18 protein-coding genes and 3 pseudogenes are annotated in these 24,224 nt (G+C 57.6%); 9 read left to right on the plus strand and 12 right to left on the minus strand.

Annotation, left to right across the window (positions count from 1 at the left end; genetic code table 11):
- Nucleotides 1-42: 42 nt before the first annotated feature.
- Nucleotides 43-834: pseudogene (locus FA94_RS06270) on the plus strand (IS5 family transposase); the annotation flags it as partial.
- Between the two features lie 153 nt (nucleotides 835-987).
- On the opposite strand, the pseudogene FA94_RS37815 reads toward FA94_RS06270, so the two are convergent.
- Nucleotides 988-1,167: pseudogene (locus FA94_RS37815) on the minus strand (IS3 family transposase); the annotation flags it as partial.
- Between the two features lie 388 nt (nucleotides 1,168-1,555).
- Between FA94_RS37815 and FA94_RS06280 the strand changes: the two are divergent.
- Nucleotides 1,556-2,698, plus strand: a complete 1,143-nt coding sequence (locus tag FA94_RS06280) for a sensor histidine kinase (RefSeq protein WP_197070178.1) — start codon at nucleotides 1,556-1,558, stop codon at nucleotides 2,696-2,698.
- Between the two features lie 528 nt (nucleotides 2,699-3,226).
- Here FA94_RS06280 and FA94_RS06285 read toward each other — a convergent pair.
- The 6 genes and pseudogenes from FA94_RS06285 to FA94_RS06310 form a co-directional block, all read right to left on the minus strand.
- On the minus strand, nucleotides 3,227-3,688 hold the full coding sequence (locus FA94_RS06285) for a response regulator (protein WP_231584858.1): 462 nt from the start codon (nucleotides 3,686-3,688) through the stop codon (nucleotides 3,227-3,229).
- 106 nt (nucleotides 3,689-3,794) lie between these two features.
- A complete protein-coding gene (locus FA94_RS06290; RefSeq protein ID WP_035547940.1) occupies nucleotides 3,795-4,145 on the minus strand; it encodes a response regulator in 351 nt (116 codons plus the stop codon).
- Between the two features lie 6 nt (nucleotides 4,146-4,151).
- Nucleotides 4,152-5,627: an ATPase domain-containing protein gene (locus tag FA94_RS06295; RefSeq protein WP_051980398.1), complete on the minus strand. Its 1,476-nt coding sequence runs from the start codon at nucleotides 5,625-5,627 to the stop codon at nucleotides 4,152-4,154.
- A gap of 392 nt (nucleotides 5,628-6,019) precedes the next feature.
- Nucleotides 6,020-6,994, minus strand: a pseudogene (gene istA, locus FA94_RS06300) (IS21 family transposase); the annotation flags it as partial.
- Between the two features lie 88 nt (nucleotides 6,995-7,082).
- Nucleotides 7,083-8,399: a group II intron reverse transcriptase/maturase gene (gene ltrA, locus FA94_RS06305; protein ID WP_081935730.1), complete on the minus strand. Its 1,317-nt coding sequence runs from the start codon at nucleotides 8,397-8,399 to the stop codon at nucleotides 7,083-7,085.
- A 651-nt stretch (nucleotides 8,400-9,050) separates the two neighbouring features.
- Nucleotides 9,051-10,187, minus strand: coding sequence for a sensor histidine kinase (locus FA94_RS06310; protein WP_197070179.1), 1,137 nt, complete (start codon nucleotides 10,185-10,187; stop codon nucleotides 9,051-9,053).
- 323 nt (nucleotides 10,188-10,510) lie between these two features.
- Between FA94_RS06310 and FA94_RS06315 the strand changes: the two genes are divergently transcribed.
- Entirely contained in the window at nucleotides 10,511-10,891 is a 381-nt protein-coding gene (locus FA94_RS06315; RefSeq protein WP_035547943.1) for a response regulator, read from the plus strand.
- A 351-nt stretch (nucleotides 10,892-11,242) separates the two neighbouring features.
- Here FA94_RS06315 and FA94_RS37825 read toward each other — a convergent pair whose 3' ends face one another.
- From FA94_RS37825 to FA94_RS06330, 4 genes are all read right to left on the minus strand, one after another.
- Nucleotides 11,243-11,533 carry a transposase gene (locus FA94_RS37825; RefSeq protein WP_353611435.1) on the minus strand — a complete coding sequence of 97 codons (291 nt, stop codon included), beginning with the start codon at nucleotides 11,531-11,533 and terminating at the stop codon, nucleotides 11,243-11,245.
- A 1,060-nt stretch (nucleotides 11,534-12,593) separates the two neighbouring features.
- Nucleotides 12,594-13,781: an IS91 family transposase gene (locus FA94_RS06320; RefSeq protein WP_051980300.1), complete on the minus strand. Its 1,188-nt coding sequence runs from the start codon at nucleotides 13,779-13,781 to the stop codon at nucleotides 12,594-12,596.
- A 9-nt stretch (nucleotides 13,782-13,790) separates the two neighbouring features.
- A complete protein-coding gene (locus FA94_RS06325; protein ID WP_035546331.1) occupies nucleotides 13,791-14,666 on the minus strand; it encodes a tyrosine-type recombinase/integrase in 876 nt (291 codons plus the stop codon).
- Between the two features lie 384 nt (nucleotides 14,667-15,050).
- Entirely contained in the window at nucleotides 15,051-15,968 is a 918-nt protein-coding gene (locus tag FA94_RS06330) for a LysR family transcriptional regulator (protein WP_035547945.1), read from the minus strand.
- A gap of 117 nt (nucleotides 15,969-16,085) precedes the next feature.
- Between FA94_RS06330 and FA94_RS06335 the strand changes: the two genes are divergently transcribed.
- Nucleotides 16,086-17,249 carry an alpha/beta fold hydrolase gene (locus FA94_RS06335; RefSeq protein WP_035547948.1) on the plus strand — a complete coding sequence of 388 codons (1,164 nt, stop codon included), beginning with the start codon at nucleotides 16,086-16,088 and terminating at the stop codon, nucleotides 17,247-17,249.
- 47 nt (nucleotides 17,250-17,296) lie between these two features.
- On the plus strand, nucleotides 17,297-18,088 hold the full coding sequence (locus tag FA94_RS06340) for an MBL fold metallo-hydrolase (protein WP_035547951.1): 792 nt from the start codon (nucleotides 17,297-17,299) through the stop codon (nucleotides 18,086-18,088).
- 64 nt (nucleotides 18,089-18,152) lie between these two features.
- On the opposite strand, the gene FA94_RS06345 is transcribed toward FA94_RS06340, so the two are convergent.
- On the minus strand, nucleotides 18,153-19,130 hold the full coding sequence (locus FA94_RS06345) for an AraC-like ligand-binding domain-containing protein (protein ID WP_035547953.1): 978 nt from the start codon (nucleotides 19,128-19,130) through the stop codon (nucleotides 18,153-18,155).
- A 925-nt stretch (nucleotides 19,131-20,055) separates the two neighbouring features.
- Between FA94_RS06345 and FA94_RS06350 the strand changes: the two genes are divergently transcribed.
- The 4 genes from FA94_RS06350 (at nucleotide 20,056) to FA94_RS39725 (ending at nucleotide 23,906) form a co-directional block, all read left to right on the plus strand.
- Nucleotides 20,056-20,736, plus strand: a complete 681-nt coding sequence (locus FA94_RS06350) for an alpha/beta hydrolase (protein WP_035547957.1) — start codon at nucleotides 20,056-20,058, stop codon at nucleotides 20,734-20,736.
- A gap of 115 nt (nucleotides 20,737-20,851) precedes the next feature.
- Nucleotides 20,852-22,336: a catalase gene (locus tag FA94_RS06355; protein ID WP_035547960.1), complete on the plus strand. Its 1,485-nt coding sequence runs from the start codon at nucleotides 20,852-20,854 to the stop codon at nucleotides 22,334-22,336.
- A 169-nt stretch (nucleotides 22,337-22,505) separates the two neighbouring features.
- The gene (locus FA94_RS06360) at nucleotides 22,506-23,267 is read left to right on the plus strand and encodes an alpha/beta fold hydrolase (protein WP_035547963.1); all 762 of its coding nucleotides are present in this window, start codon (nucleotides 22,506-22,508) and stop codon (nucleotides 23,265-23,267) included.
- A gap of 168 nt (nucleotides 23,268-23,435) precedes the next feature.
- The gene (locus FA94_RS39725) at nucleotides 23,436-23,906 is read left to right on the plus strand and encodes a DUF3331 domain-containing protein (protein WP_081935734.1); all 471 of its coding nucleotides are present in this window, start codon (nucleotides 23,436-23,438) and stop codon (nucleotides 23,904-23,906) included.
- The last annotated feature ends 318 nt before the right edge of the window (nucleotides 23,907-24,224 follow it).

Consider the following 24,224-nt stretch of genomic DNA (forward strand, 5'->3'; position numbering starts at 1 on the left):
CTGCGCTCCAGAACTGAGCTCGGTGATCATCATCACCGAAATACGCAGCTGCAGGTTCACTTCATGCAGCAATGGTTTGGGCTTTCGGACCCGGCGATGGAAGAGGCGCTATATGACGTGCCGCTGTACCGTGAGTTTGCGGGGCTGGACGAAGGTATGACGCGTTTGCCGGACGAGAGCACGATTCTGCGGTTCCGCCACCTTCTCGAAACGCACGGACTGGCCGCGCAGATGCTCGCACTGGTCAATGAGATCCTGAGTGAAAAGGGCTTGATGTTGAAGGCAGGGTCGGCGGTCGACGCGACCTTGATTAGCGCACCCAGTTCGACAAAGAACGGCTCTGGCAAACGGGACCCGGAGATGCACCAGACGAAGAAAGGGAATCAATGGTACTTCGGGATGAAAGCGCACATCGGCGTGGACGCAGAGTCAGGTCTGGTCCACACCGTCATTGGTACTGCGGCCAACGTGCACGACATCAATGCGGCCGGAGCGTTGTTGCACGGCCAGGAAAAAGATGTGTACGCTGACGCCGGATATCAGGGTATTGAAAAGCGCTGTCAGGCGAACCCGGTACGCTGGCATGTCGCGATGCGACCGGGCAAGCGTCGACAACTGGACCTGACCAGTCGTCTGGACGTGATATACAACCAGATTGAGCGCCTGAAGGCTGGCGTGCGCGCCAAGGTTGAACATCCGTTTCGAGTGCTCAAGCAGCAGTTTGGCTATACGAAGACCCGGTACCGAGGATTGGTGAAGAACACCGCGCAGATCACGACACTGTTTGCGCTGGGCAACCTCTGGATGGCGCGCAAGGCTTTAAGCAAAGCGTGAAACGTCCTGCGAATCAGGCCGTGAGTCTCGGCAAACGACGGTCATCATGCTTCAAAAGCCGGACGACCAACCTGCTGGCAGACTCTGCGGCCGATATGCCCAACGTGAAAAAAGATCGGTGCTCTGAAAACGTGTTGTGCAGACCTTCCCTAAGTACTTCGGTTTAGCGCGAACATACTCTTTCTGCAGATCGCCACCCTTCTCAAATTCCGCACACCAAGCCTTAAGAGAATTCTTCGTCGGGTAACCCAACTGGCGGATTGTCGCCTTGATGCGCTTGCCAAGCGTCAGGTACAGCTCGACCGCCCGAACGCGGTCTTCGTATGAATACATGGACTACCTCCAAAGTAGTCCATGATTTTGTCCGCATCCCCGGTGGGTCAGGATTCCGTGCAAATCAACAATCTACCCTGAAGTCCCTGCTTTATCTCAATTGCAGAGCTGTTGTTGGGGTGCTTCGCGATGGCGAGATTGGTACGCGACTCGTGCCAGTAGCCTGTACGGTATCGTACCGACTTTTATTAAGTTTCTGATGATCATCTTTCGGCGCGCGGCTGATACCCGCGTGTGTGATTCCGATGGCCGCGGCCGCAGCCGCTGCGGCCTTTTTTTCGTGCCGACGATAAACAAATAACAGGCATGATGAAGGCGATCTCTTCTGCTTGGTCCGTTAGCGAAATTTCTTGCTGCGGCGACGGAATCACTACACCGGGGCTACATCATGATGCACGTGTTTCTTGCGAACAACCGCAATGAACTCATAGAGAGATGTCGGGCGAAGGTGGCGCAGAGGCCCGCGCGCGAGGCGACCGCGCAGCAGCTTCAGAATGGTGTGCCGATGTTCCTGGACCAGCTCATCAGGACTCTCCAGGTCGAACAGACGTCGCAGCCCATCGACAGCCACAGGATTTCGGGTCCGTCGGGCGGCGGAGCGTCTCCATCCGAGATCGGCAAGTCAGCAGCAGAGCATGGACGGGAGCTGCTTAAGCTAGGGTTCTCGGTTGATCAGGTTGTTCACGATTACGGCGACCTGTGCCAGGCAATTACAGACCTCGCGTATGAGCGCGACGCTCCATTTCTGATAGACGAGTTTCGAACGCTCAACCGCTGTCTGGACAATGCCATCGCCGATGCGGTAACAGAATTCAGCTATCAGCGCGATTTCGCCGTCGCCAACCGACAGACCGTTGAAACGCATGAACGGATGGGGGCTTTCACCCACGAGCTGCGTAATTTTTTGCAGACCGCAACGCTCGCTTTTGTCGCAGCAAAAGCCGGAAATCTGAGCCTGTCTGGAGCCACTGGTTCTGTTCTGGAGCGCAGCCTGGACGGCTTACGAGACTTGATCGCCCGCTCTCTCGATGAGGTACGTACGGCAGCGGGGATTTCCGAGCAATCCAGAACGTTTTCCGTTGCCGACTTCATCGCTGAAGTGAAATATGCAGCTGACCTTGCGGCCCAGGTTCGGGGATGCGTATTGAGAGTTTCCGATGTGGACACGCGGCTTGCCATCGTTGGTGACCGCGATCAGCTTTATTCGGCGGTGGGTAACCTGCTGCAAAACGCCTTCAAATTCACGCGCCACCGCACCGAAGTGACGTTGGACGCCTACGCGTTATCGGATCGCATCCTGATTGATGTAAAGGATCATTGCGGCGGTCTCCCCGCTGGCGATGCAGAAAGAATGTTCCGGCCTTTCACACAGAACGGTACGGACAAAACCGGACTGGGTCTGGGCCTGTCAATCGCCAGGCGCTGCGTAGAGGGAAACAACGGCACTCTCAGTGTGCGCGATGTACCCGGCACCGGCTGCATATTCACCGTTTCACTGCCCAGATATGCCGTCCCCGCTGAGACAGTATGACAGCGTCGCCGCGACGGTCAGGTTTGAACCGGACAACCGACTCTCCGGTTATTCGTTCGAGCGACGGAAGTGGGTTGAACTGAGCCGCCCGTCGTACGGTTCAGTGCGGTCATGAAGAGCCGTTCGTCGGATGAAAGCGACAGGACGAAACCGGTCTTGTAGCTGTCGGTTGACCCACTGGCGTGGTTGGTTTGAAGTGAGCTGTGCGACATTGACCCAAGTCCGGCATGCCTTCTGACGTCGACGCCATTTGCCCGGACGAGCGGAAAGATATAAACGGAAGAAGAGCTTTTCCACGTACGCACGTGCTCAGGCGCGTCTTTGATCACAGGGGTGGCATCGCGGGATCAGTTTAATGCAGTGAACCATGTGCAGGGTCGAACAGACGCGCCTTTTTGGAGAGTTGCAACTGCAAATGTCGCGACTATCGTGAACTAGTCTCCTCTCCATATCGCCTGCTGATGTGGAATTGCCCGCCCTCAAAGCGGGCATTTTTTTACAGCGTTCCGTTTGCGGCGTCGGGGGGCGTTATGTGACCGTGCACAGATTACTAACGGTTGTAAGAAAAAGTGACACAGGTATAGGCTTCTTCAAGCAAAGATTCCATGCGGGCTGGAGAATGTCTGGTGGCGGCGTGGCTGACTGGCCGAGAATCGGGATATGCGCGAAGTCGGGTTGAGCTCGAATCTCGCGGCTTAAGGCCAGTCCGTCCATCAATGGCATGATCCAGTCGGTAACAATGAGGTCGGGCACATGGTGTTTCAGACATTCGAGCGCCTCGATACCGTTGCTCGCGCAAGTCACCCTGTATCCTTCGTTGACCAAGATCAGGGACCACGCGGCGAGAAGTTGGGGCTCGTCATCCACAAGCAAAATCGAATACATCTGCGGCCACCGATTGGTCAGTTTTTTCGCTGTCGCCTGACTGAGCAAGTAACATTCCAAAGGGAGGAGTAACTGCCGCTGCAAGGTGTTTTTCTTTGCTGCCACGCATCGTGGGGTGGGATCGATGCACCCAATAGCGTCGGGTCAGGATTTCTCCGAACTCCGTTGCCCCATCGAAGCGAATAACTAACGCTATCTTGGGCGCTCGGTCTCAAGGCAGCATTTTCTCTATGATCGGAAGCAGCGTGTCGAGCGAGAGCGGCTTGCGGCAATATGCAATCGCCGGATTGGGCTGTTTGGGTATGTCGACGGCTGCGCTGCACAGAATGACGGGGATTGACCGTAATTCCGGGTCCTCAAAGAGGGCGGCGCACAGCTCCGGACCAGACATCACGGGCATCATGCAGTCACTGAGGATGAGGTCTGGCCTGGCTTTGCGGATCAGCTCAAGCGCGACCGCTCCGTTGGGTGCTGTCACGGCGGCATATCCGACCTGTTCGAGCAGCAGGCTCCAGATAGTCAGAAGGTCGAACTCGTCATCTACGACCATGATTGTTTTCATGGCGCGTCAGCTGTCGAAACGGCCGATGATTCCTGTCGCGGCCCCGCGGCCACCGAGCAAACTCGCCGCACCCGGAAAAGCGTCGACAACATCGAGTCCCTTCTCGGCAATGACGAGCTCCCGAAGCGAAGAATCGTGCGCGCTTTCGCGCTGTTTGACCACGGAGATCATTCGATGCAGACCAGTGTCGGTTTCCGCATAGCGCAGCAAAATGAGATTTTCAGTCATGGCCGAGAGACGCATTCTGCGCATGACGGCGGGATCGGAATTGAACGGCACTTCTTCTGTGAGAAGCGTTGTCACTCCTGCGGCGCGTAACTGATGAGTCAATGCGTTGAGGAACAGACCAAACCGGCCCGTGCGCATTGCTGAATCACGAAACCCGTCGATACCGTCAAGCACAAGTCGCGTCGCGCCGGTCTGCTTCACCGTAGCGAGAGCGGTGGCTGCCAGTTCGTCTATTGCCAGTTCAATGGCCGGTTGCCACTGGACGGTCAGCCGCCCGTCGTCGCACGCCGCCCGCAACGGAATTGAAACGGATTCAGCCTTGCCGATGAGCCGTTGCGGCGACTCGTAAAAGCCGAGATAGACGGACTTTTCGCCGCGTTGCGCACCGGCCGATAGAAACTGCAGCCCAAGCAGCGTCTTGCCGATTCCCGATGCGCCCATCAGCGTGGTCGTGGAGCCCTTTATAAAACCTCCGCCGAGCAACTCATCAAGACGTGGAATACCCGATCCGAGGCGCGCCTTGAGGTCGGCCGGTCCAGGCTGCTCGGCACATCGTGCTTCCAGCCGTGGAAACATGACATGGCCGCTGTCCGTTATACGGAAGAAATGCTTGCCCAGCATGTGATCGCGAGCACGCATCTTGTGGACTTCAATTTCGCGTGTGCGGCGCATGCCGTCGCTGTAACGGTTGAGCTCAATCAGACCGTCGACGAGCGTATGTTCGGGATGCGGCTCGTTACCCGACAAAGGAGCCAGCAGCAACGTTGTACAGTTCATGGCAGCAACCAGCGCGTTCAACTCATGGATGAACTTGGACAGCGAGAGGTCCGTTTCACTGAACTCGCGTGCGCTGCGAAAGCCATCGACGATGAGCAGACCCGGGCGGTACTGGTGGAGGCTCAAGGCAACCTGCTTGAGGAAGCCATCAAGTCCGCCCTGCATGAGCGCGTGATAGCCCGAGACGAAAAACATTTTCTCCGCGACCACTTTTTCGTCAAAGAAGCTGAGTCGGCTCAGATGTCCGAGGAGCTTGTCGTGCGATTCAGCGATCAAGGTCATGTACAGCACCTTCTCGCCCTGGAGGACACGATGGAAGCCGATCTGGCTCGATAGAATCGTCTTGCCCGCGCCAGCCATGCCTTCTATCAGGTACAAAGCGCCGCCGACCAGACCGCCGCCGAGAATGGTATCGAGGCCCGGCACACCTGTTTCGACATTTGAACGGTCCGACGCTGGGGATGTGTGAGTTGTCATTTTTGAATCGTCTGCGAAGTTCAAACTGGGCTCGCCGCGAGATCAGTAAAATCGTCTAACCGCACGCAAACGGTGTACCTGGCTCGCTGCGTCGACAGAAAAGCGCGCTCAAAAGCGCACGCCAGAATTTTACCTTTTTTGAATTCGCTTGCGATCGTCGGACCCTGTGCAGGGGTAATCGCAAATCCATAGCTCAACGGTATGTTGTCCGCGCATAGGCGGAGCACAACGCTCGGTTTACATTACGACGCTGATATTCACCCGGACCGACTGAAAGACAGGGCAAAGTTCGTTGAGATCACGACAGCGAGGACAAAATCGCAACACGTCGTCTGGACATTTCATGCTCCGGAGAACAACAAGCAATCCAACTCGCTATATTTCGCGACGGGCATCTCCCGGTCGCCGCCGGGGCGCTTCAGCAGCACGCCCTGCAGCTTGCGGAAGCCAGCTGGAAACTCGGCGAATGGCGCGCCATTGCGAAGCGCTCCCGGTTTGCGCTGCAGGACTGCCAGGTAGTGACGCCAGTCGTAAATGGTTTCGCCGTGGTCATGGCTGCGGTTGATACAGCGCTCGTGCTCGGCAATCACCTGGCCTTCGGCGACGAACACGAGTCTGGCTGCGTAGACGCGCAGACTGATGGGCCGGTTCTCCCAGCCGGAGGCGACGTTGCAGAACTCGGCGTCAAACAGGTAGTGACTTACCATCGCGCTGAACCGCGCGTTGACCTCGCGCACCTTGCCGGGACGCACCCGGTCTACGGCGGTCTTCATGTTGTCGTAGATGCCGCGGCGTGGAATGCCGCCCCAGGCGACGAACGCGTGATGATGCGCGTCGAACAGCATCTCGTGGGTCTGCAGCAGGTAGGCCCGCAGGAAGAAGGCGCGGCTGTGGCTGAGCTTGAGTTGCGCGACCTGCAGCTTGGTGCGCTCGCCGTTGATGACGGCCCAGTCCTCGCTCCAGTCGAACTGGAACGCTTCGCCAGCGGCAAACCGGAGGGGAACGAATGTCCCGCGCCCGGTCGTCCTTGCCTGCTCGTGCTGCTCCTGTCGCCAACGCCGGGCAAACGCCGCGACACGGTCATAGGAGCCAGTAAAGCCCAGCACGCAGAGGTCCGCGTGAATCTGCTTGAGGGTTCTTCGCTGTTTGCGGGGCCGGGTCGCCTCGGTCTTCAGCCAGCCAGCAAGCTTCGCAGCAAACCCGTCGAGCTTGCTGGGGCTGTGGCGTTCGGGATAGGCGGGCAGTACGGTGCCGGCCCGTATGTAACGTCTGACCGTGTTTCTGGACACGCCCAGCCGTTTGGCAATCTCGCGCAACGACACATGATCGCGAAAGTGCCAGCGTCGGATGATGCTCAATATAGCCACGTCGATCACTCCGTTCCCCTGCCCGTTGCCGAGCAGGTCAGTGTTCTACGTGGGTCAATATTCGATGCAAATTACTGCGTAGGGTGGGTCAGGATTCCGTGCAAATCAACAGTCGAACCTTGTACTTGTTGCGTAACCACCGACGCAACCGCGTTGCGGTGTAACTATCGAGCGCCCGATACGCGCGTCTATCCGAGCCTACCTTGAAGTAGTTCGCCCAGCCGCGCAACGTGCGGTTCAACCTGCCCACCAGCTCCGTGGTCTCTTGCCACGCCGTCTTGAGGACGGTCATTGCATGAATCTTTTCGACCATGCGCCGAATACTCTTCTTCGACGGGCGCATGCCCATACGGGCCTGGCCAGTCGTCGCTGAGTACAGCCGCCCAAACGTGTAACCCAGGAAGTCGAATTCGCCCTCCGGCACCTTGCAGATTTGTGTCTTCTCCTCGTTGACCGTCAGCTTCAGTTTGCCCATGATCTCGCGCAGTCGCGACAACGCTTCCTCAGCCTTGCCATGCTTGCACAGGATCACAAGGTCATCCGCGTAGGTCACGATACGACTGCCAAGACTGCGCTGAAGTCCGAGCTTCTTCCATGCCAGCACGAACCGGCGCATGTAAATATTCGCCAGCAGGGGTGAGATGGGTGAACCTTGCGGAATGCCACGTCTGCTGTCTCGGGCTTCCGTCGTACGTTTCTTCCGGCCTCGGTTATCGGTTTCTTCAACGGAGCACTCCAACCACATCTTGATTAGATGCAGCACGCGCCGATCAACGATGCGTCGCGCGAGCGACAGCATCAATTCGGCGTGTGGAATACTTCCAAAGTAGTCCGCAAGGTCAGCATCAACAACGTCCGTTTGCCCTCGATGCAGCCGCTCTTCCACCTCGATCACCGCTTGCTGGGCATTTCGCCCCGCGCGATAAGCGTATTGCTCTGATGGAAGGTCAGCCTCGAAGATCGGTTCGAGCACCAGCATTGCTGCTGTCATGCACACCCGATCACGCAAGGTCGAGATGCTCAGTGGCCTCAGCTTGCCATTGGCTTTCGGGATGAACACTCTTCTGATAGGCTCCGGCCGGTAACTCTCCTGCCTGAGCGCAAGCGCCAGTTCGCCGAGCCACCTCTGCACCCCATACGCTTCGACCTCCGCGAAGTCTTGCCGATCGACACCCGGCGCGCCCCTGTTCGAGCGGCACTGGGCATACGCATGCGCCAGCACATCCTCGCGGTAGATCTTGTCGTACAGCGCGTAGAAGCGATATCCGGCTTCTGCCTTCGCTTTCGCGTGTAACGCCATCTGCAGCTTCTGAACACGAATCGGAGTTGATAGGTTGCCCAATCTCCACGTCCTCACTACGTATTGCGTCTGTCTTGAACTGAGGCCCCTTCCCTTCACCGGCATTACCCGGCTTCAGCGGTATTACGGGCCTCTCGGTCATCCCAAGACGCCCGGCCTGTCCCTCGCGGGCGTCCGGTTGGTCATCCCTGACCACGCCAAGGGACTTCCCGTGTTGCGTACGCTTTCCTTGTGTACATGCTGTCGCCACTACCCCGGCGCAGCGACTGGGCGTCCAGCCTGCTCATTCGCCCAGTCGTATCAGCCTTCCCCGATAGAGTTGTCGGGTCGGCCTGCGCATCGACCTTTTCGAGGTTTGCCCGGCGTTCACTCACGTTACGGCCTGCACACTCGCGCTGTCACCAATTTGTGACACGCATCACCGAAGGCTTCAGCCATTTCGTTCCCTCCATAGCTGCTCCGGTTGCTTCCGGCTGGAGCGGTTGCCGGGTGGGACTTGCACCCACTGGAAAACGCCACCTTTTCACGGCGCACACCCACAGCAGTCAGTCGACTTTCTCAGAAGCAGTCATTCATCGGACAATCTTCGCCTTGGAAGAAGTTGAATAACTGCGCAGTCACACCCTCCGCCCCGACTTTTACTCCACGAAACCGTCGAATGCTGTTCGCCTCCAGAATTCATTCGTTGGAAAGCCACCTCTCGCCTCAACATTCAAGGCGCTTGTTCGTATGGGCCAATGAAGGTGCTTTCACCAGTCATGGTTCGAGCAATGCATAGCGCGGCAAACTGATAGTGAATACGCATCCCACACCTGGAATGTCGCGAACACTTAGGTTTCCTGAGCTTGCTTCAACACTGCGCCGCGCGATCGAAAGACCAAGTCCCAGTCCGGTCCGATCACTCCCATTTTGCCGGAACGGCTTGAACATGGCTTCGACGTTTTCGGCCAACAAGCCGCCGCAGTGGTCCTTCACGTCGATCAGGATGCGATCAGCTACTGCGTAAGCATCCAACGTCACGTCCGTTTGATGATGTGTGTACTTAAAGGCGTTTTGTAGCAAATTTCCGAGGGCTGAAAACAAGAGGTCCCGACTCGCGGAAACGGCCAGTCTTTCGTCAACCTTAGACACAATGAAGCCACATCCGCGAGCCCGAGCCGCGAAGGTCGCTGACTCCTTGATTTCAGCGATGAAACCAGCGAGGGAGAACATTTGGAGTGACGCCGCTGCGCCAGCACTCACACGCACGTCAGCTATTGACTGGTCAATCAAGTCGCGGAGGCTCGTCAAACTACGATCCAGAACAGAGCCGGTGGCGCCAGACAAACTCAAATTCCCGGCCCTCGCGGCAGTAAAAGCGAGCGTTGCGGTCTGCAGAAAATTGCGCAGTTCGTGTGCAAAATAGCCTAAGCGTTCATTAATTTCTTGCGCAGACTTATCCGACGCCGCCGTATCGCGTTGATAGCTGAATTCAGTCACCGCTTCTGCGATAGCATTATCCAGGCAGCGATTGAGCGTTCTAAACTCGTCTATCGCGAACGGCGCATCACGTTCATAGGCGAGATCGGTGATGGCCTGGCAAAGGTCTCCATAGTCGTGAACAACCTGATCGACGGAAAATCCGAGGTCAAGGAGTTGCCTTCCATGTAGCGCGGCTGATGTACCAATAGCTGAAAATGACACTCCGCCGCTGGCAAGGCCGGAGATTCTGCGGCTGTCCATCGGTTCAGATGACTGTTCGACACGCAGTGTTTGAATCAGCTGATCCAAGAACAGCGGAACCCCATTCTGCAATTGCTCATCCGTGGCATCGCGGGCGGGCCGTTGGGCGACCTTTGCTCGACATCTGCTAACAAGATCGTCGCGGTTATTCGAAAGGAACTCATGCATCATGGTGCGGCACTCCGTTTTAGGCTGCGCATGGCTGACCTCCCTCGGCCTCAACCAGCGGTTCGCAAGCGCGGCCCGGTCTTTGCTCACGATCACAGATACATTCAATGTACTCCTTTTTCCGCATCGGACAGGATGCCATCAAGGCCACCCAAAATCGGCATTTATTGCGCGACGAGATTTGCGTGCGGAGCTTACCCGCAGTTCTTGCTCACTTCGGTGACTCTAGCCGATGGTGAAAAATCCTCTCTTGACAGGTCGCCAAGCTGCCATACAAGAAAATGACTACGCCCCAGCGCTACAGCCGATGGACTTCTCGACGTACGATGGCCGACAGATTTCCGATAAAGATTCTGGTCATCGATGATGATCATGCGTCCGCGGATGCTTTGGCGGCGGCGTTAAATACCGAAGGGCATGACGTCAGGCAAGCCTATAGCGCTGTCGGCGCGTTCATGCATATCAACGGATGGGCACCCGCAATTGTGCTTCTCGACATTTCGATGCCGGAGCACGACGGCTTTTCAATGGCCAGGATGCTTAGGCGATTGGACCGTACTCGCAACCTCGTGATCATCGCTGTGACCGCGTTGATGGAAGACTATGTGAAGGAACGTTGCTTTCCTGGGAGCTTTGATGGCTACTTTCAGAAAGGTACTCCCATGATCACCCTCCTCGCGTTTTTAAAGGTTTTGAGCGACGGATAAGGTATGCCGCGACGTATGCAAATCTCACAAATTCGATATCTACACGCTTGATATCGGATAGTCGAACGTCTCTTACTAGCTAGACATGGAGCCTGCTGGCCGCCGCACCTTTATCGGGATTCAGCCGAGTTGTGCTTGTCAAAATTTGTGTCACCGGCAGATTCTTTAAGTCTCAAGCTTTGAGTCGAGCAGCAATCAACGACTCGTCTAAAACGCTAAATTCGTCACGTCAGCCCGATCATCTCGGTCTCGACTTGCGAAAGCAGCCGTGAAGCAGCGAAAATTGGGCTCGATGTTGACGTAAAGCCCCGTGAAAGGTCCTGGAGCTGGACGCTTCGGTCACACGGGCCACTACTGTGAGTTGCCGGTTTCTTCGATCTCCAATTCCTGGAGTATTCTGGACATAAGACCGGCGCGTCGCCATTGCAGCCATTTGATGTAGCACGTCTGTGAAGGCGGAAAGTTGGCCGGTAACCTGTGCCACCTCTCGTTTTGCGTTATGACCCACAGAATCGCATTTAGCACGTCCCGTGGGTCGCGAGCTGGACGGCCAAACCGTTGCCCCGAATCTCGGCACAGTAGATGGCTAACACGCTGCCAAGCTTCGTCGGAAAGAGGAATATCCTTCATGCTACCTCGCATAGCCGATCAGTACAGATACGACCCTGTGGATCCGCTCCAAATCGTGAACTGATGAAGATTCAACGTGTTGTGCGACCGATTGGCTATCGCTGCGTATGCTTTTATGAGGATAAAAAGGCGATAAGAATTGAAGCGAGGGCGCGGAACAAACATCCGCCCCTCCGACGTTGCACCGCTTCGGATTGCTCGCAGCCGGTATAAAAAGAGCCCGCACGCGCGGGCAATGAAGCGCACGGGGTTGCGGCTCCATAAAAGATTATGGTTGCCCGTCGTCGCCATTGGGTTCATTTGACTTGCCTCTCTGCGACGGAAAGTACATTAACGGGCACGATTTAGATAACATTAATTCATCATATAAATTCGGTTTTTCTCAAGCAACGTCGTTTCACGCATGAAACGTTTGCATTCGGGTAAACCTGAGGACGTAGGATGCCCCGGACCAACAAGAAATGGCGAGGTGAGCGGCGGATCGCCCTAACTACAGCGTGGGACGCGGCATTTTATATTGCCATCCTGCCGCATCAGCAGGTAGCCCGCTGCGAACCGGCCCGCAATCTGGACTTCATGGACGTAGCTGCACCGGTGCCCCAACAGATTGGACTTAAGCGACGAGCGTCGCCGTACGCCATACACGGCACTTTCTTACTTTTCAAGAAGGGTCATAGTTGTCAATGATTGGCTCGGGTCGGTCAAACGTCTCAAATTGTTTAGGGTTGTAGGACGCCTGCCCTGGTCCGTACGCACGTGAACTCGCCCAGACGCCAGCGGGCAGGCGTCCTGCAAGCCCCAAGGGAGGAAACCGCGGAGTGTTCCGACGTGGTCTGAACATTTCACCGCTATGGCGATTTGTTTGGGCGCACTGAGGACATGGTGGATATAAAGGCGGGTAAATCTGAGGCTGGACAGGCACGATCGCGGCAGCGGCACAGCGGCGGGCTGCCATCGCGCCGACTCGGCCAGCGCCAGACTGCCTGTCTGGAAAGATAGGCGCAGGCGTCTGCTATCGGCTCTCGTTGCCGAAGAGCCGACAGTCGGATTGTGCATCCTGACACGATGGTGTTCATGCGTGGGCTCGCTCGACAGGCGGTGCCCGGATAGGTCTGCTGCGTTGGAGTATGTCGATGATGATCATTGGCGAACCGCAGTGCCGGCAAACGAAGGTTGGCGGCACTGCTACGGTGGATACGACGTTGGCACTGAGGCCGATACTGGCAGGCACTACGTCCAGCAACTCGCGTATCGTCGCGAGATTCTCGCGCCGCGATGGGTTCGCGATCAGACCGTAGTGGCGGATGCGGTGGAAGCCGCCAGGCAGCACGTGCAACAGGAACCGGCGCACGAACTCATCCGTTTCGAGTGTCATGGTCTTGTTGCGTGTGCGTCCGTCCACGCGGTAGTCCTTCCAGCGGAAGGTCACGCCGTGTTCGTCGAGCGCGACCAGGCGTTGGTTAGAGATCGCGACCCGATGCGTGTAACGCGACAGATAGGCGAGCACCGCCTTGGGTCCCGCAAACGGGCGTTTGGCATAGACCACCCACTCGCATGCGCGCATTGGCGCAAGCCACCCGGCAAAGGCTGCCATATCGTTGAGCCCGGCGTATTCGCCGAAGAAGCGCAACTGGCCGCGGCGATAGATCGCTTCCAGCTCTTCGAGGAATCGTCGCCGGAACAGGCGCGAGAGCACGCGCACGGGAAGGAAGAAACCTGGCTTGCACGCTACCCACCGGCTTCGATCCGGCGACAGCCCACCACCGGGAACGATGCCATGCACATGGGGATGATGCGTGAGCGCCGAGCCCCAGGTATGCAGCACGAGAGTGGCACCGATCTGTGCCCCGAGATGCTTCGGATCGGCGGCGATGGTGCGCAATGTCTCGGCCGCGATATCGAACAGCAGCCCGTAGATGACAGCCTTGTTGTAGTACGCAATCGCGCTGATCGCCGCCGGCAGTGTAAAGACCACGTGGTAGTACTCGACGGGCAGAAGATCGGCCTCACGCGCTTCGAGCCACCGGCGCGCCGCGGTAGCCTGGCACCTTGGGCAATGTCTATTGCGGCAGGAGTTGTAAGCGACCTCGATCTGTTCGCAACCGGAACAGCGCAACACGTGTCCACCCAGCGCCGCGCTGCGGCACTGTTCGATCGCTGACATCACCTTCAGTTGCCCGAGGTTCAGATTGGCGGATTGACGCCACACTGGACCAAGAGAGCGAAAGACGTCGGCCACCTCCAGCGCGCAATGCGCCACGATGGTGACCTACGCAGGATCCAGACCATCAAGGGGGCTGACCACCTCACGCAGAATATCGGTGGCGACCTGGGCATAAAGCGCTGTGGTCTCCAGCTTCTTGTGCCCGAGCATGACCTGGATCACGCGGATATCGACCTTCTGTTCCAGTAGATGGGTGGCAAAGCTATGGCGCAAGGTGTGCATGGACACGCGCTTGTCGATTCCCGCGGCCTCGGCGGCCGCATGGACCACCCGGTTGAGTTGGCGGGTGCTGAGCGATTCAATCGGGTTAAGCCCAGGAAAGAGCCAGCCACCGTCAAGCATCCGGCCCTGGGCCCGGGCCACTCGCCACCAGACCCGCAGACGCTCGAGCAGCACCGGGGACAGCATCGCGTAGCGGTCCTTCTGCCCTTTACCCTGCTCAACGCGCAGCGTCATGCGCTGGCTGTCGATGTCTCCGACCTTCAGGGCCACCACCTCGCTGGCCCGTAGTCCTGTGCCGTAGGCTACTGCGAGCGCTGTCTGATGCTTGAGGTTACTGGCCGCCGCGATCAGTCGACCCACTTCGTCGCGGCTGAGTATGACGGGCAAGGTACGCGGAAGATAAACCGGACGCATCTTCGCCATCAACTCCCCTTGACCGAGCGTGGTGGTGAAGAAGAACTTCAATCCGGTGATCGCCGCGTTCAGGGAAATCGGCGACACACCGCGGTCAACCAGATGCAGCTGATAGCGCCGCAAGTCCTCGACGGTGGCGGTGTCAGGCGAACGTCCGAGAAAGACAGTGAACTCTCGCACCACACGAAGATAGTTGGCTTGCGTGGTTGGCGCGAGGCGGCGCATGCGCATGTCGTCCATCATGCGCTGGCGTAGCGGACTGATGTCCTGGCTGTGGGTAGTCATGGCTCGGCTCCTGTCGAGTGACGAGGCGGATCGCCTCATCCCTCAACATAGGAAACCGGGCGGGTTTCCTATGAAGAACCACCACGTTGAAACGGAGTGCATACCGCGCGAGCGGTTTAGTCCTGTGGCCGCCTACTGCCTCATGCAAAAGGCATGCGTAACCTGAACCGCGCAAGTCTGTGATCGGCAGTACGCGACCCTGAGCGGTCAGTCGAGGTTCGGCAGTCCCGTGTTCCGATTTTCGAAGAGAAGCGGCCACTCGATGATCCTTCCGACGAAGATGCAAATGGCAGCGCGAGGCTGGGAAGCAACAACCGCTGAGCTAGGCGTTCTGGTTCGTCTGGGTGAACTCCCCGACATTGAATGACGGATGCGGCCGCTCCTTTATGGCCTTGCGTTCCGATCCCAGGGCGGTTCATCGCCAAACGTCCCGGCAAGGTAATCGACGAACCGGCGTACTTTGAGCGGTATGCGCTGCGCGCTCGGATAAACCGCTTGAATCGCCAGATCAGCCGCGCGGTAACCCGGTAGCAGTGCCACAAGTTCGCCCCGCCGTAGATGCTCGCCGAACACGAAGGTTGGGCCGTACGTAATACCGGCGCCCGCGAGCGCGGCGGCAAGAAGCATCTGCGCATTGTTGGCTGTCATCCGGCATGGTCCGTCGATCACGTGCGCGCGGTTTCTCGCATCGAGCAATGTCCAGTCGCCAGACGACACGGCTTCGCTGAAGGCAAGCCGCTGCGCGAGTCGTAAGTCTTCGGGTTTGCGCGGCGCTCCATGGCGCTCGAGGTACGCGGGGGACGCACATACGACCATTCGGCAGGGCGCAAGCCGGCGCGTCACCAGTCGTGGGTCCGTCAACCGTCCTATCCGGATTGCCACGTCAACGCCCGCATCCATGAGATCGACATAGCGGTCCCCGAGCAGCACTTCCACGTTGACGTGCGGATGGTCCTCCAGGTAGTGGGCAACAACGTCGCCCAAGTGCATGGCGCCGAACGTGACCGGCGCAGCGACGCGCAGTACGCCATGCGCCGTGCCTTGCGAATCGCCCGCTTCCCGATTCGCCTCGTCGAACGCTTCAAGGATCCGCTTGCAGCGCTCATAGTAAGTCTGGCCGGCATCGGTCAGACTCAACCGCCGAGTAGTGCGCTGCAGCAGTCGCGCATTCAGCTCGGCTTCGATTGCGCTGACATGCTTGCCGGCCATCGCTGGCGATAGCCCGAAGCGGCGCGCCGCAGCAGCAAAGCTGCCCTCCTCGACAGCCGCTACGAATACGCCAAGGCTCGTCAGTCGATCCATTTTATGCACTCCAATTCGATAGCCCCATTATCGACTGACTACACCAATTCGGCAATTATCAAACTGGTGACATGAATTTACCATTGAGACACTAACTGACCGGAAGGTGGCACGGAAATGGACATCGACTCAAACGGTACGCGGATTCACGTCACGCAGCGAGGCAGCGGCGAGTTGGCGCTGGTGTTCCTGCACTACTACGGGGGCTCGTCGCGTACGTGGGACAGGGTAGCAAGCGAATTGTGTGACCAGTATCGAATCGTTGCCACCGATCACCGCGGCTGGGGCGATTCCGAGGCGCCCGCCGACGGCTACCGCATTGCGGATCTTGCCGCCGATGTCGAAGGCGTCATCGAGGCGCTAGGTCTGCAGCGCTATGTTCTGGTCGGTCATTCGATGGGCGGCAAGGTCGCTCAACTCATCGCATCGCGCCGACCACGCGGGCTCGAAGGCCTTGTGCTCGTCGCGCCGTCGCCTCCGTCGCCGATGCTCCTCCCGGACGAGCAGCGTGCGACGTTGACCGGCGCGTATCAGTCGCGTGAATCGGTCGAATTTGTTATCGATCACGTCCTCACCGGAAAATCGCTTGACGCTGCTCTTCGGGAGCAGGTCATCGAGGACAGCCTGAGGGGCGCACCGCAGGCCAGGGCGGCCTGGCCGAACGTGGCCATGCGGGAAGACATTGGTGCGGCGGTGGCATCAATCGATGCGCCGACCATCATCATCTCAGGTGAGCTTGACCAGGTGGATCGCGTCGCAACGTTGCAGGCGGAATTGATGCCTCGTATTCCGCACGCGGCGATGTATATCCTGCACGGAATTGGACACTTGTCGCCGCTAGAGGCGCCGATCGAGGTGGCGCGGCTTATTGCGCGGTTCGTCGATGCGATCGAAAACAAGTCCGCCGTGTGCAGCACGCCCGAGCAGGTCCCCATCGCTTTCGACGCGGCGCTCAACGCCGGCGATCTTGATTCCCTGCTCAGTATGTTTAGCAATAAAGCCACGATGCGGATGACGGACGGCAAGGTGGTGCAAGAAAGCCCCACCGAATTGCGCAACGGCCTGGCTCGGTTGCTGACACTGCGCCCGCGCCTTCACAACGAGGTGCGTCGAGTGTTGACCAGCAGCAGTATAGCGCTCGTCCTGCTCGACTGGACCTTGAACGTGACGCTGCCGGACGGCCAGGAGCACGAGGAACACGGCACCGCCACGCAGGTCATGGAAAAGGGCCTCGACGGCGGGTGGAGGCTGCTGATCTCTAATCCGCTTGGGTTGAACTGAAGGGTACAGGGGGAACGACGCCATGAACAACCGACAGGAAGCACATCATGAATAAGCCTACCATCATTACGGTTCCAATCCTGCCGTTCGGCATGGTCCACTCTCACCTCATCATCGGTGCAAAGGGCTGCGTCCTCGTAGACACCGGCACGCCGGGCTCAGAGAACAAGATTGAGCGCGTCCTGAAGAAGCACGGTCGAAGCTTTCGCGATGTCACCTTGATCGTGGTCACTCATGCGCACACGGATCATGCCGGTTCGGCTGCGCGACTGCGCGAACTGACGGGTGCGCCAATCCTTGCTCATGCCGGAGATCTGGACTACTACGAGCGGCGCAAGGAAATGACGTATTGCGTTACGCATTGGTGGGGGCCTCTCTTTTTACGCTCCGGCCTGCCCGGCGAGCCATACTTGCCGTTCACACCGGACATCCTGATTCAGGACGGCGCCACCATCGATCTAAGCGGTTACGGAATCGAAGGCGTGGCTAGGCACACGCCAGGCCACACAGCCGGCTCCGTGTCAGTTGAACTGGGCAGTGGAGATGCGTTAGTCGGCGACCTCATCGCCTCGGGTGTCTTTCTAGGCGGATTGATCCGTAAGCGGCACGCCATGCGCCCGCCGTTCGAGGATGACCCGCAGGCTGTAAGTGGTGAATTGATGGGTATGGTGGAGGCCGGCATGGAACGCTTTCACATGGGACATGGTGGTCCGCTGGGCTCCGCCGAAGTACGCCGACACACCCTCGCTCTGCAGAACCTCAAGCCTGGACGCAAATACGGGATGCAGACCGTCGGATGCGACTGCTCGAGGCGCAAGCTGGCTGAGTTGGGTGAGTAAGGCTAGTCTTGGCCGATTGCTTGCCGGGCTGCCCGAATCCCCAGATGAAGGAAAAACGTCGCTGTCAACCCTTCCGAAACTCACGAGGCGTTTTGCCGAAGGCCATTTTGAATGATTGACTGAAATGCGTGAGATTATTGAAACCCCATGAGGAGGCGATATCGCCAATGGCGCGATTTACCTGTCCCCGGTCTTCGAGATCGCGAGCACACCTGGCCAATCTTCGCTCCCAGATGTACCGTTCAACCGACTGGCCGTCACTGGCGAATACCGAACTCAGGTATCGCTTCGAGATTCCCAGATGCTCAGCAACGTCGGCGGGCGCCAACGAATGATTTCGCAAATTCGTTTCGATAAAAGCGCGACCACGATAGGCGAGCATAGCCCTCGTCACCGTGTTCGTTGGCGCTGCTGTAGATTTGTCCTCCGGTCGCGACATGAATGCCATCATGGCCATGTCTATCGCCTGTGCGGTTAAGCGTTGCGCGATATCCGCACTGAAGCTCTCGAAGTTCTGGGCCAACGAGTTGACAAAATCCCTTGTCATATTGCACAGCGGATTATCTGTCGTGACGATGGTCGCGGTGAGGTGTTCGATGGCGCCAACCTGCTTGCGCACAAGCGTTCGTGGAATCTGCAGAACTAATTGGGATGTTGCCTCGGGAAACTCGGCGCGAAATGTCTTCGATGTATCCAGAAAAGTGATATCGCCTTGACGAAGAACATTGCGCCGGTTGTCCTGTTCGACGATGGCCTCTCCTGTCACCTGTATGCAGACGAATACCTGCTCTTCTCCGATCTGTGAGATTTTCGGCTTGATCCGAGCTATCGTATGCGATGCCGCTACGATTTCGATGAGGTTGATTGGACTCGAAAGATGAGCGGTAATCGACCCGGAAAAGCCTTCATCGAGAGCGCTCGAACATTCCAGATGAGTCAAAAGATTTGCGACGTTGGTTTGCCAGAAGGCTAGTCTGGCGTTAGGCGCCACGCGCTCAGTGGAAATTAGAACGGGGGCTCTGTTCATCGTCGTACCGGTCATGCGTGTCCGTCAGAAGAATCATCCCCGTGACAGGGATGCACCGATCGTCTTGTTGTGCAGCCGCTCAACGCTTTGTGATGATAGCCGATGTCAAATTTCCGCGCGACTGACCTGAAACTTTCTCGAAACGGAATAAAGAATGTAGTCAAGCGGCGCAGGCATCGCACAGCGTGCGCGCTCCGTTACACTTCGAGCACGTTACGATTTAGGGTATGTCTCGACCAGCGCAAGACCAGTTGCACAAATATCAGCACACGCGATACACAGCGCCCGACCGCCATTCGCGCTTGAACACATAGAACACAGCATTAACGCGGACCACACATATCGCGAGAATGTGCTCCGCGCGACCTCTCAGCCTGACGAGCTCTGAGCTGCAATCGTCCGACCGCAGATCCGAAAAAGTGAAGCAGGCAAAGTGCGCATGAGCAATGGCTTGCCGTGCGCGTGTTGTGTGCCCGAATCACCATCCGTTCAATGCCTTGATGTTCTTTCAGCGTTTGGAGAAGAAACGATGGATATGCATGCGTCGAGGTCCCGGATCGCGCTCTCGGCAGGGAAATCGCCGAGCGGGTCGCGGGTAGGTCACTCCCCGGTTGTTTCACCTTTCCAGCAGGGTTTTCTATTTCGGCGCACCGGCCGGACAAGCGCGATGACTGAGGTTCGACCCGAAGCTTCCTTTTTTCGGCTGCACATGCGACGACCTCGGCCCGCAGAAGATTATTACGTAGTTATTTCTGGTTTATGAACGTCTGATGGCGGTGAGATCGTCACGACCTCACATTTCAATGGCAGGTTGGCCCAATCGCTCAAGGGCATCAATACTTGCCTGGTTGTTTGCTTTAGAAATACCCCTGTTTTTTCCGCTTGTATCTCGCGTCTTCTCTCAACTGCATTTTCGACAGCATTCGTTAAGGAAACGACCATGAGTCAATCTGTAACCGCCGTACTCGTCCATGGAGCATGGGCCAACGCCGCGTGCTGGTCCAAAGTCATTCCGCTGCTGCAGGCGGCCGGATTATCCAGCGTCGCCGTGCAATTGCCGTTGACCTCGCTCGTGGACGACGCCGCTGCAGTCAATCGGGCGCTCGCTTTGATTGAGGGGCCGGTGGTGCTGGTCGGCCACTCCTACGGTGGCGTCGTCGCGACTGCTACAGGCAATGACAGCCACGTGCAAAGCCTGGTGTTTGTTGCGGCTTTCGCGCCGGACGAAGGCGAGTCAGCAGGCTCGCTCGGGGCCGGCGCGGACCCGGCACCACTCGGTGCGCAGATCCGGCCCGATTCACAAGGCTTCCTCAAGCTCACGCGAAACGGCATTGATGAGAGCTTCGGTCAGGACTTGACGGAAGATGAACGGTTGTTGGCCTTCGCGACACAGGGCCCGACGGCCGCAAAAGCGCTTGGGGACAATGTATCTAAGCCCGCATGGAAATCGAAACCGTCCTGGTATGTAGTCGCCGAACAGGATGGTGCGATTCAACCTTCGTTGCAACACAAAATGGCCGACAGGGCGAAATCGCAGAAGGTGTCCGTGGCTTCCAGTCACCTTGTCATGCTCTCTCACCCAGAGAAAGTCAGCGAAGCGATTCTGGCGGCGGCCAAGTAGGTATCACGCAACGGAGTACCCCGGCGCACATGTGGTCGAACCACGCGCCGGCTTCCGTTTTGCGCATGCGCTGTGCTGCGCTCTCAAGCCTTACCGATACCCCATGGAGAATGCAATGAGCAAACTGACGACCGCGTTTGGCGCCCCTGTACCTGACAATCAGAACACGCAAACGGCTGGACCACGGGGGCCGGCGCTACTTCAGGATGTGTGGTTTCTCGAGAAACTGGCCCACTTTGATCGCGAGGTGATTCCGGAGCGTCGTATGCATGCCAAGGGCTCGGGCGCATTTGGAACGTTCACTGTCACACACGATGTAACTCAGTACACTCGCGCAAAAATTTTTTCCGACATCGGAAAATCGACGGAGATGTTTGCTCGGTTCTCCACGGTTGCGGGGGAGCGAGGCGCTGCGGATGCGGAGCGGGACATCCGCGGTTTCGCGCTCAAGTTTTATACCGAAGAAGGTAACTGGGATCTCGTGGGGAACAACACGCCCGTTTTCTTTTTGCGAGACCCGCTGAAATTTCCGGACCTCAACCACGCAATCAAGCGCGATCCGAGGACGGGACTCCGCAGCGCGGAGAGCAACTGGGATTTCTGGACGCAATTGCCGGAGGCGCTTCATCAGGTCACCATCGTGATGAGTGACCGCGGCATTCCTCGCACGTTCAGAAACATGCACGGATTCGGCAGCCACACTTTCAGTCTCATCAACGATGCCGGCGAGCGCTTCTGGGTGAAGTTTCATATGCGCACGCAGCAAGGCATCGAGAACATGAGCGACGCGGAAGCGGTAGAGCTGGTTGGCTGCGACCGCGAAACCCATCACCGTGACCTGTACGAGTCCATCGAGAAGGGGGCGTTTCCGCGCTGGACCCTGTATTTCCAGATCATGCCCGAGAAGGAAGCCTCGACATACAAGGTGAACCCGTTCGACCTGACCAAGGTCTGGTCAAAGAAAGACTATCCGCTGATTGAGGTGGGCTACTTCGAACTAAACCGCAATGCGGAGAACTGGTTTGCCGACGTCGAGCAGGCGGCGTTTAATCCGGCAAACGTTGTCCCCGGCATCAGCTTCTCACCGGACAAGATGCTGCAGGGCCGCCTGTTTTCCTACGGTGACGCACAGCGATACCGTCTTTCCGTCAACCATCACCAGATTCCTGTCAACGCGCCGCGTGGTGCCAGCCACTACAACAGCTATCACCGCGACGGCGTCATGCGCGTCGATGGGAATCACGGCGGAACAACGCCTTATAACCCCAACACAAAGGGCGCCTGGGTCGATCAGCCCGACTTCAGCGAACCTCCTCTTTCTATCGAGGGCGCGGCTGACCATTGGAATCACCGAGTCGACGACGATTATTTCTCACAGCCGGGTGACCTGTTTCGGCTGATGTCGGAGGCGCAGCGTCAGGTTCTGTTCGAGAACACGGCGCGTGCGATGCACGGCGTTTCCCAGGCAATCAAGGACCTGCATGTCGAGAATTGCAGCAAGGCTGACCCGGCATACGGGGCCGGCGTACGACACGCCATTGACAGCCTTGAAGCGCCGGGGACGACCAGCGTCAGGTCGGAACGAGAAATGTCGAAATAGCCTCCGCCACGTCCTCGGGGAATGCGGGCAATTCCGCTACCAGCATTCCGGCCACGCAAAACGGAGCAATGCCGTTCGAAATGCACTGTTCGCCGTGTCCTATGTAGGCCCGCAATTGAGTATGTGCATCGCAACCCTAGCCTCACCCATCTAGAGATAAAAAATGAAAATGAAGTTCCGCCTCAACCGTATTGTCAACGCGCTCACTCTTTCGACCGCGGTGTTTGGGTCAACTGCTGCGATGGCAGCGCCGATCAGAAACGTCGTCCTCGTTCATGGCTACTTTGCGGATGGATCAGGTTGGCAAGCGGTCGCAAAGATCCTGACGCGCGATGGCTATAACGTCACCGTCGTTCAGGAACCGGAAACGTCCTTCGCCGACGACGTCAAGGCAACAAGCCGAGTCGTTGACGCACAAGACGGCCCGAGCATCCTTGTTGGCCACAGCTACGGTGGCGCTGTGATCACAGAGGCAGGTAGCGATGCAAAGGTTGCGGGACTGGTTTATGTCGCCGCATTCCAGCCTGATGCGGGCGAAAGCGCAATGGATCTGGCCAAGAAAATGCCCGGAGCCTCCAAGGCAATCAAGGCGACCGCTGATGGCTATCTATATCTGGACCCGGCAAGCTTCCACGCCGATTTTGCGGCAGACGTTCCGGCTGCTGAAGCACAATTCATGTCGGTGTCCCAGGTTATGCCGGCAGCAGCGTCCTTTGGAACGCCCATCTCGACGCCCGCCTGGAAAACCAAGCCGAGCTGGGCAGTTGTCGCAACCGCTGACCGGGCCATCAATCCCGACCTCGAACGGTTCATGACGAAGCGTGCCGGAAGCAAGACCATCGAGCTTAATTCGAGCCATGTGGCGTACATCTCTCACCCGAAGGAAGTGGCGAAGCTGATTGAGCAAGCAGCAGAGAATTCTGGCAAGTAACGAGGAATCAAATACATTGCGCGGGAATGGCTCTGATGAGGAGCCATTCCCGCGTAGTTGTCCCTTTACACAGAAAGTTCTATCCGATCGAAACACGGCAAAGTTCGGAGGATTTCAGTAACAAAACTACTAAGTGACGCGGAAGAGGCAATGTCAACGGGATGGCATATGGGCAATTACTATTCTGGCAAAGATCCTTGGGCTCACATAGTGAAAAATCTTGATGCGGATGCCGATTGGATCGAGCAACCAGTGTCCTCTGTCAAGAATGAACGCGTTGACTTTGCGCTATCGGGCTTTAGGTCTGGAACCAGGCTGATAGTCACGGGTACGCTCAACGACCATACACTCACAGTTATGTGGAGCAATCCCACCGTGGGCCATTACGGCGAGCAACACTGGTTTTCCACCTTGGCCCGAGCAAAAGGCGTTTGCGAGTTAAGCGGTGACGCCATCCACCGTGGAGACGCAGTTTTTCGGCCAAGGTCCAGTTCGCCACCACCGTTGAACTACAAAGCGATGATTCTTGCCCGGCACTTGGTCCAAGCCGCCATGCATTCAGGTTCACCGTCTACAGAGCAACCGCCTATGACGTGGGATCGTCTTGGATCCCCCAACGTGGAGGAGTCCGTTAACTGACCTAAGCAGCCGCTCAGATGTTCGCTTGCAAGCGTGGGCCAGTGTCCGTAGATGGCCGGGCACGGCCTGACGCGACAGGCTCGTGCCGACCCGCCTCAGGCGCTCGGTGTCCTTCATCAGAAATGGCCGTTTCCTAGGGGCAACGGTCGTTCGTCGATGCGCATAGGGGCTTAGTCCTGCTCGAGGCTGTCAGTGGAAATGAACCCCGAGTCGTCGGTCGGTGTTGTGGCAGCGGACTGGGCTTGACCAAAAGGAACACGTGCCCACGCCAACCCATCAGTGGAATTGCAAGCGCCGTCCTCAAGCTACGTTGAACAG

Origin of the sequence: Burkholderia sp. 9120 (assembly GCF_000745015.1) — a bacterium.
In the GTDB taxonomy this organism is placed as follows: domain Bacteria; phylum Pseudomonadota; class Gammaproteobacteria; order Burkholderiales; family Burkholderiaceae; genus Paraburkholderia.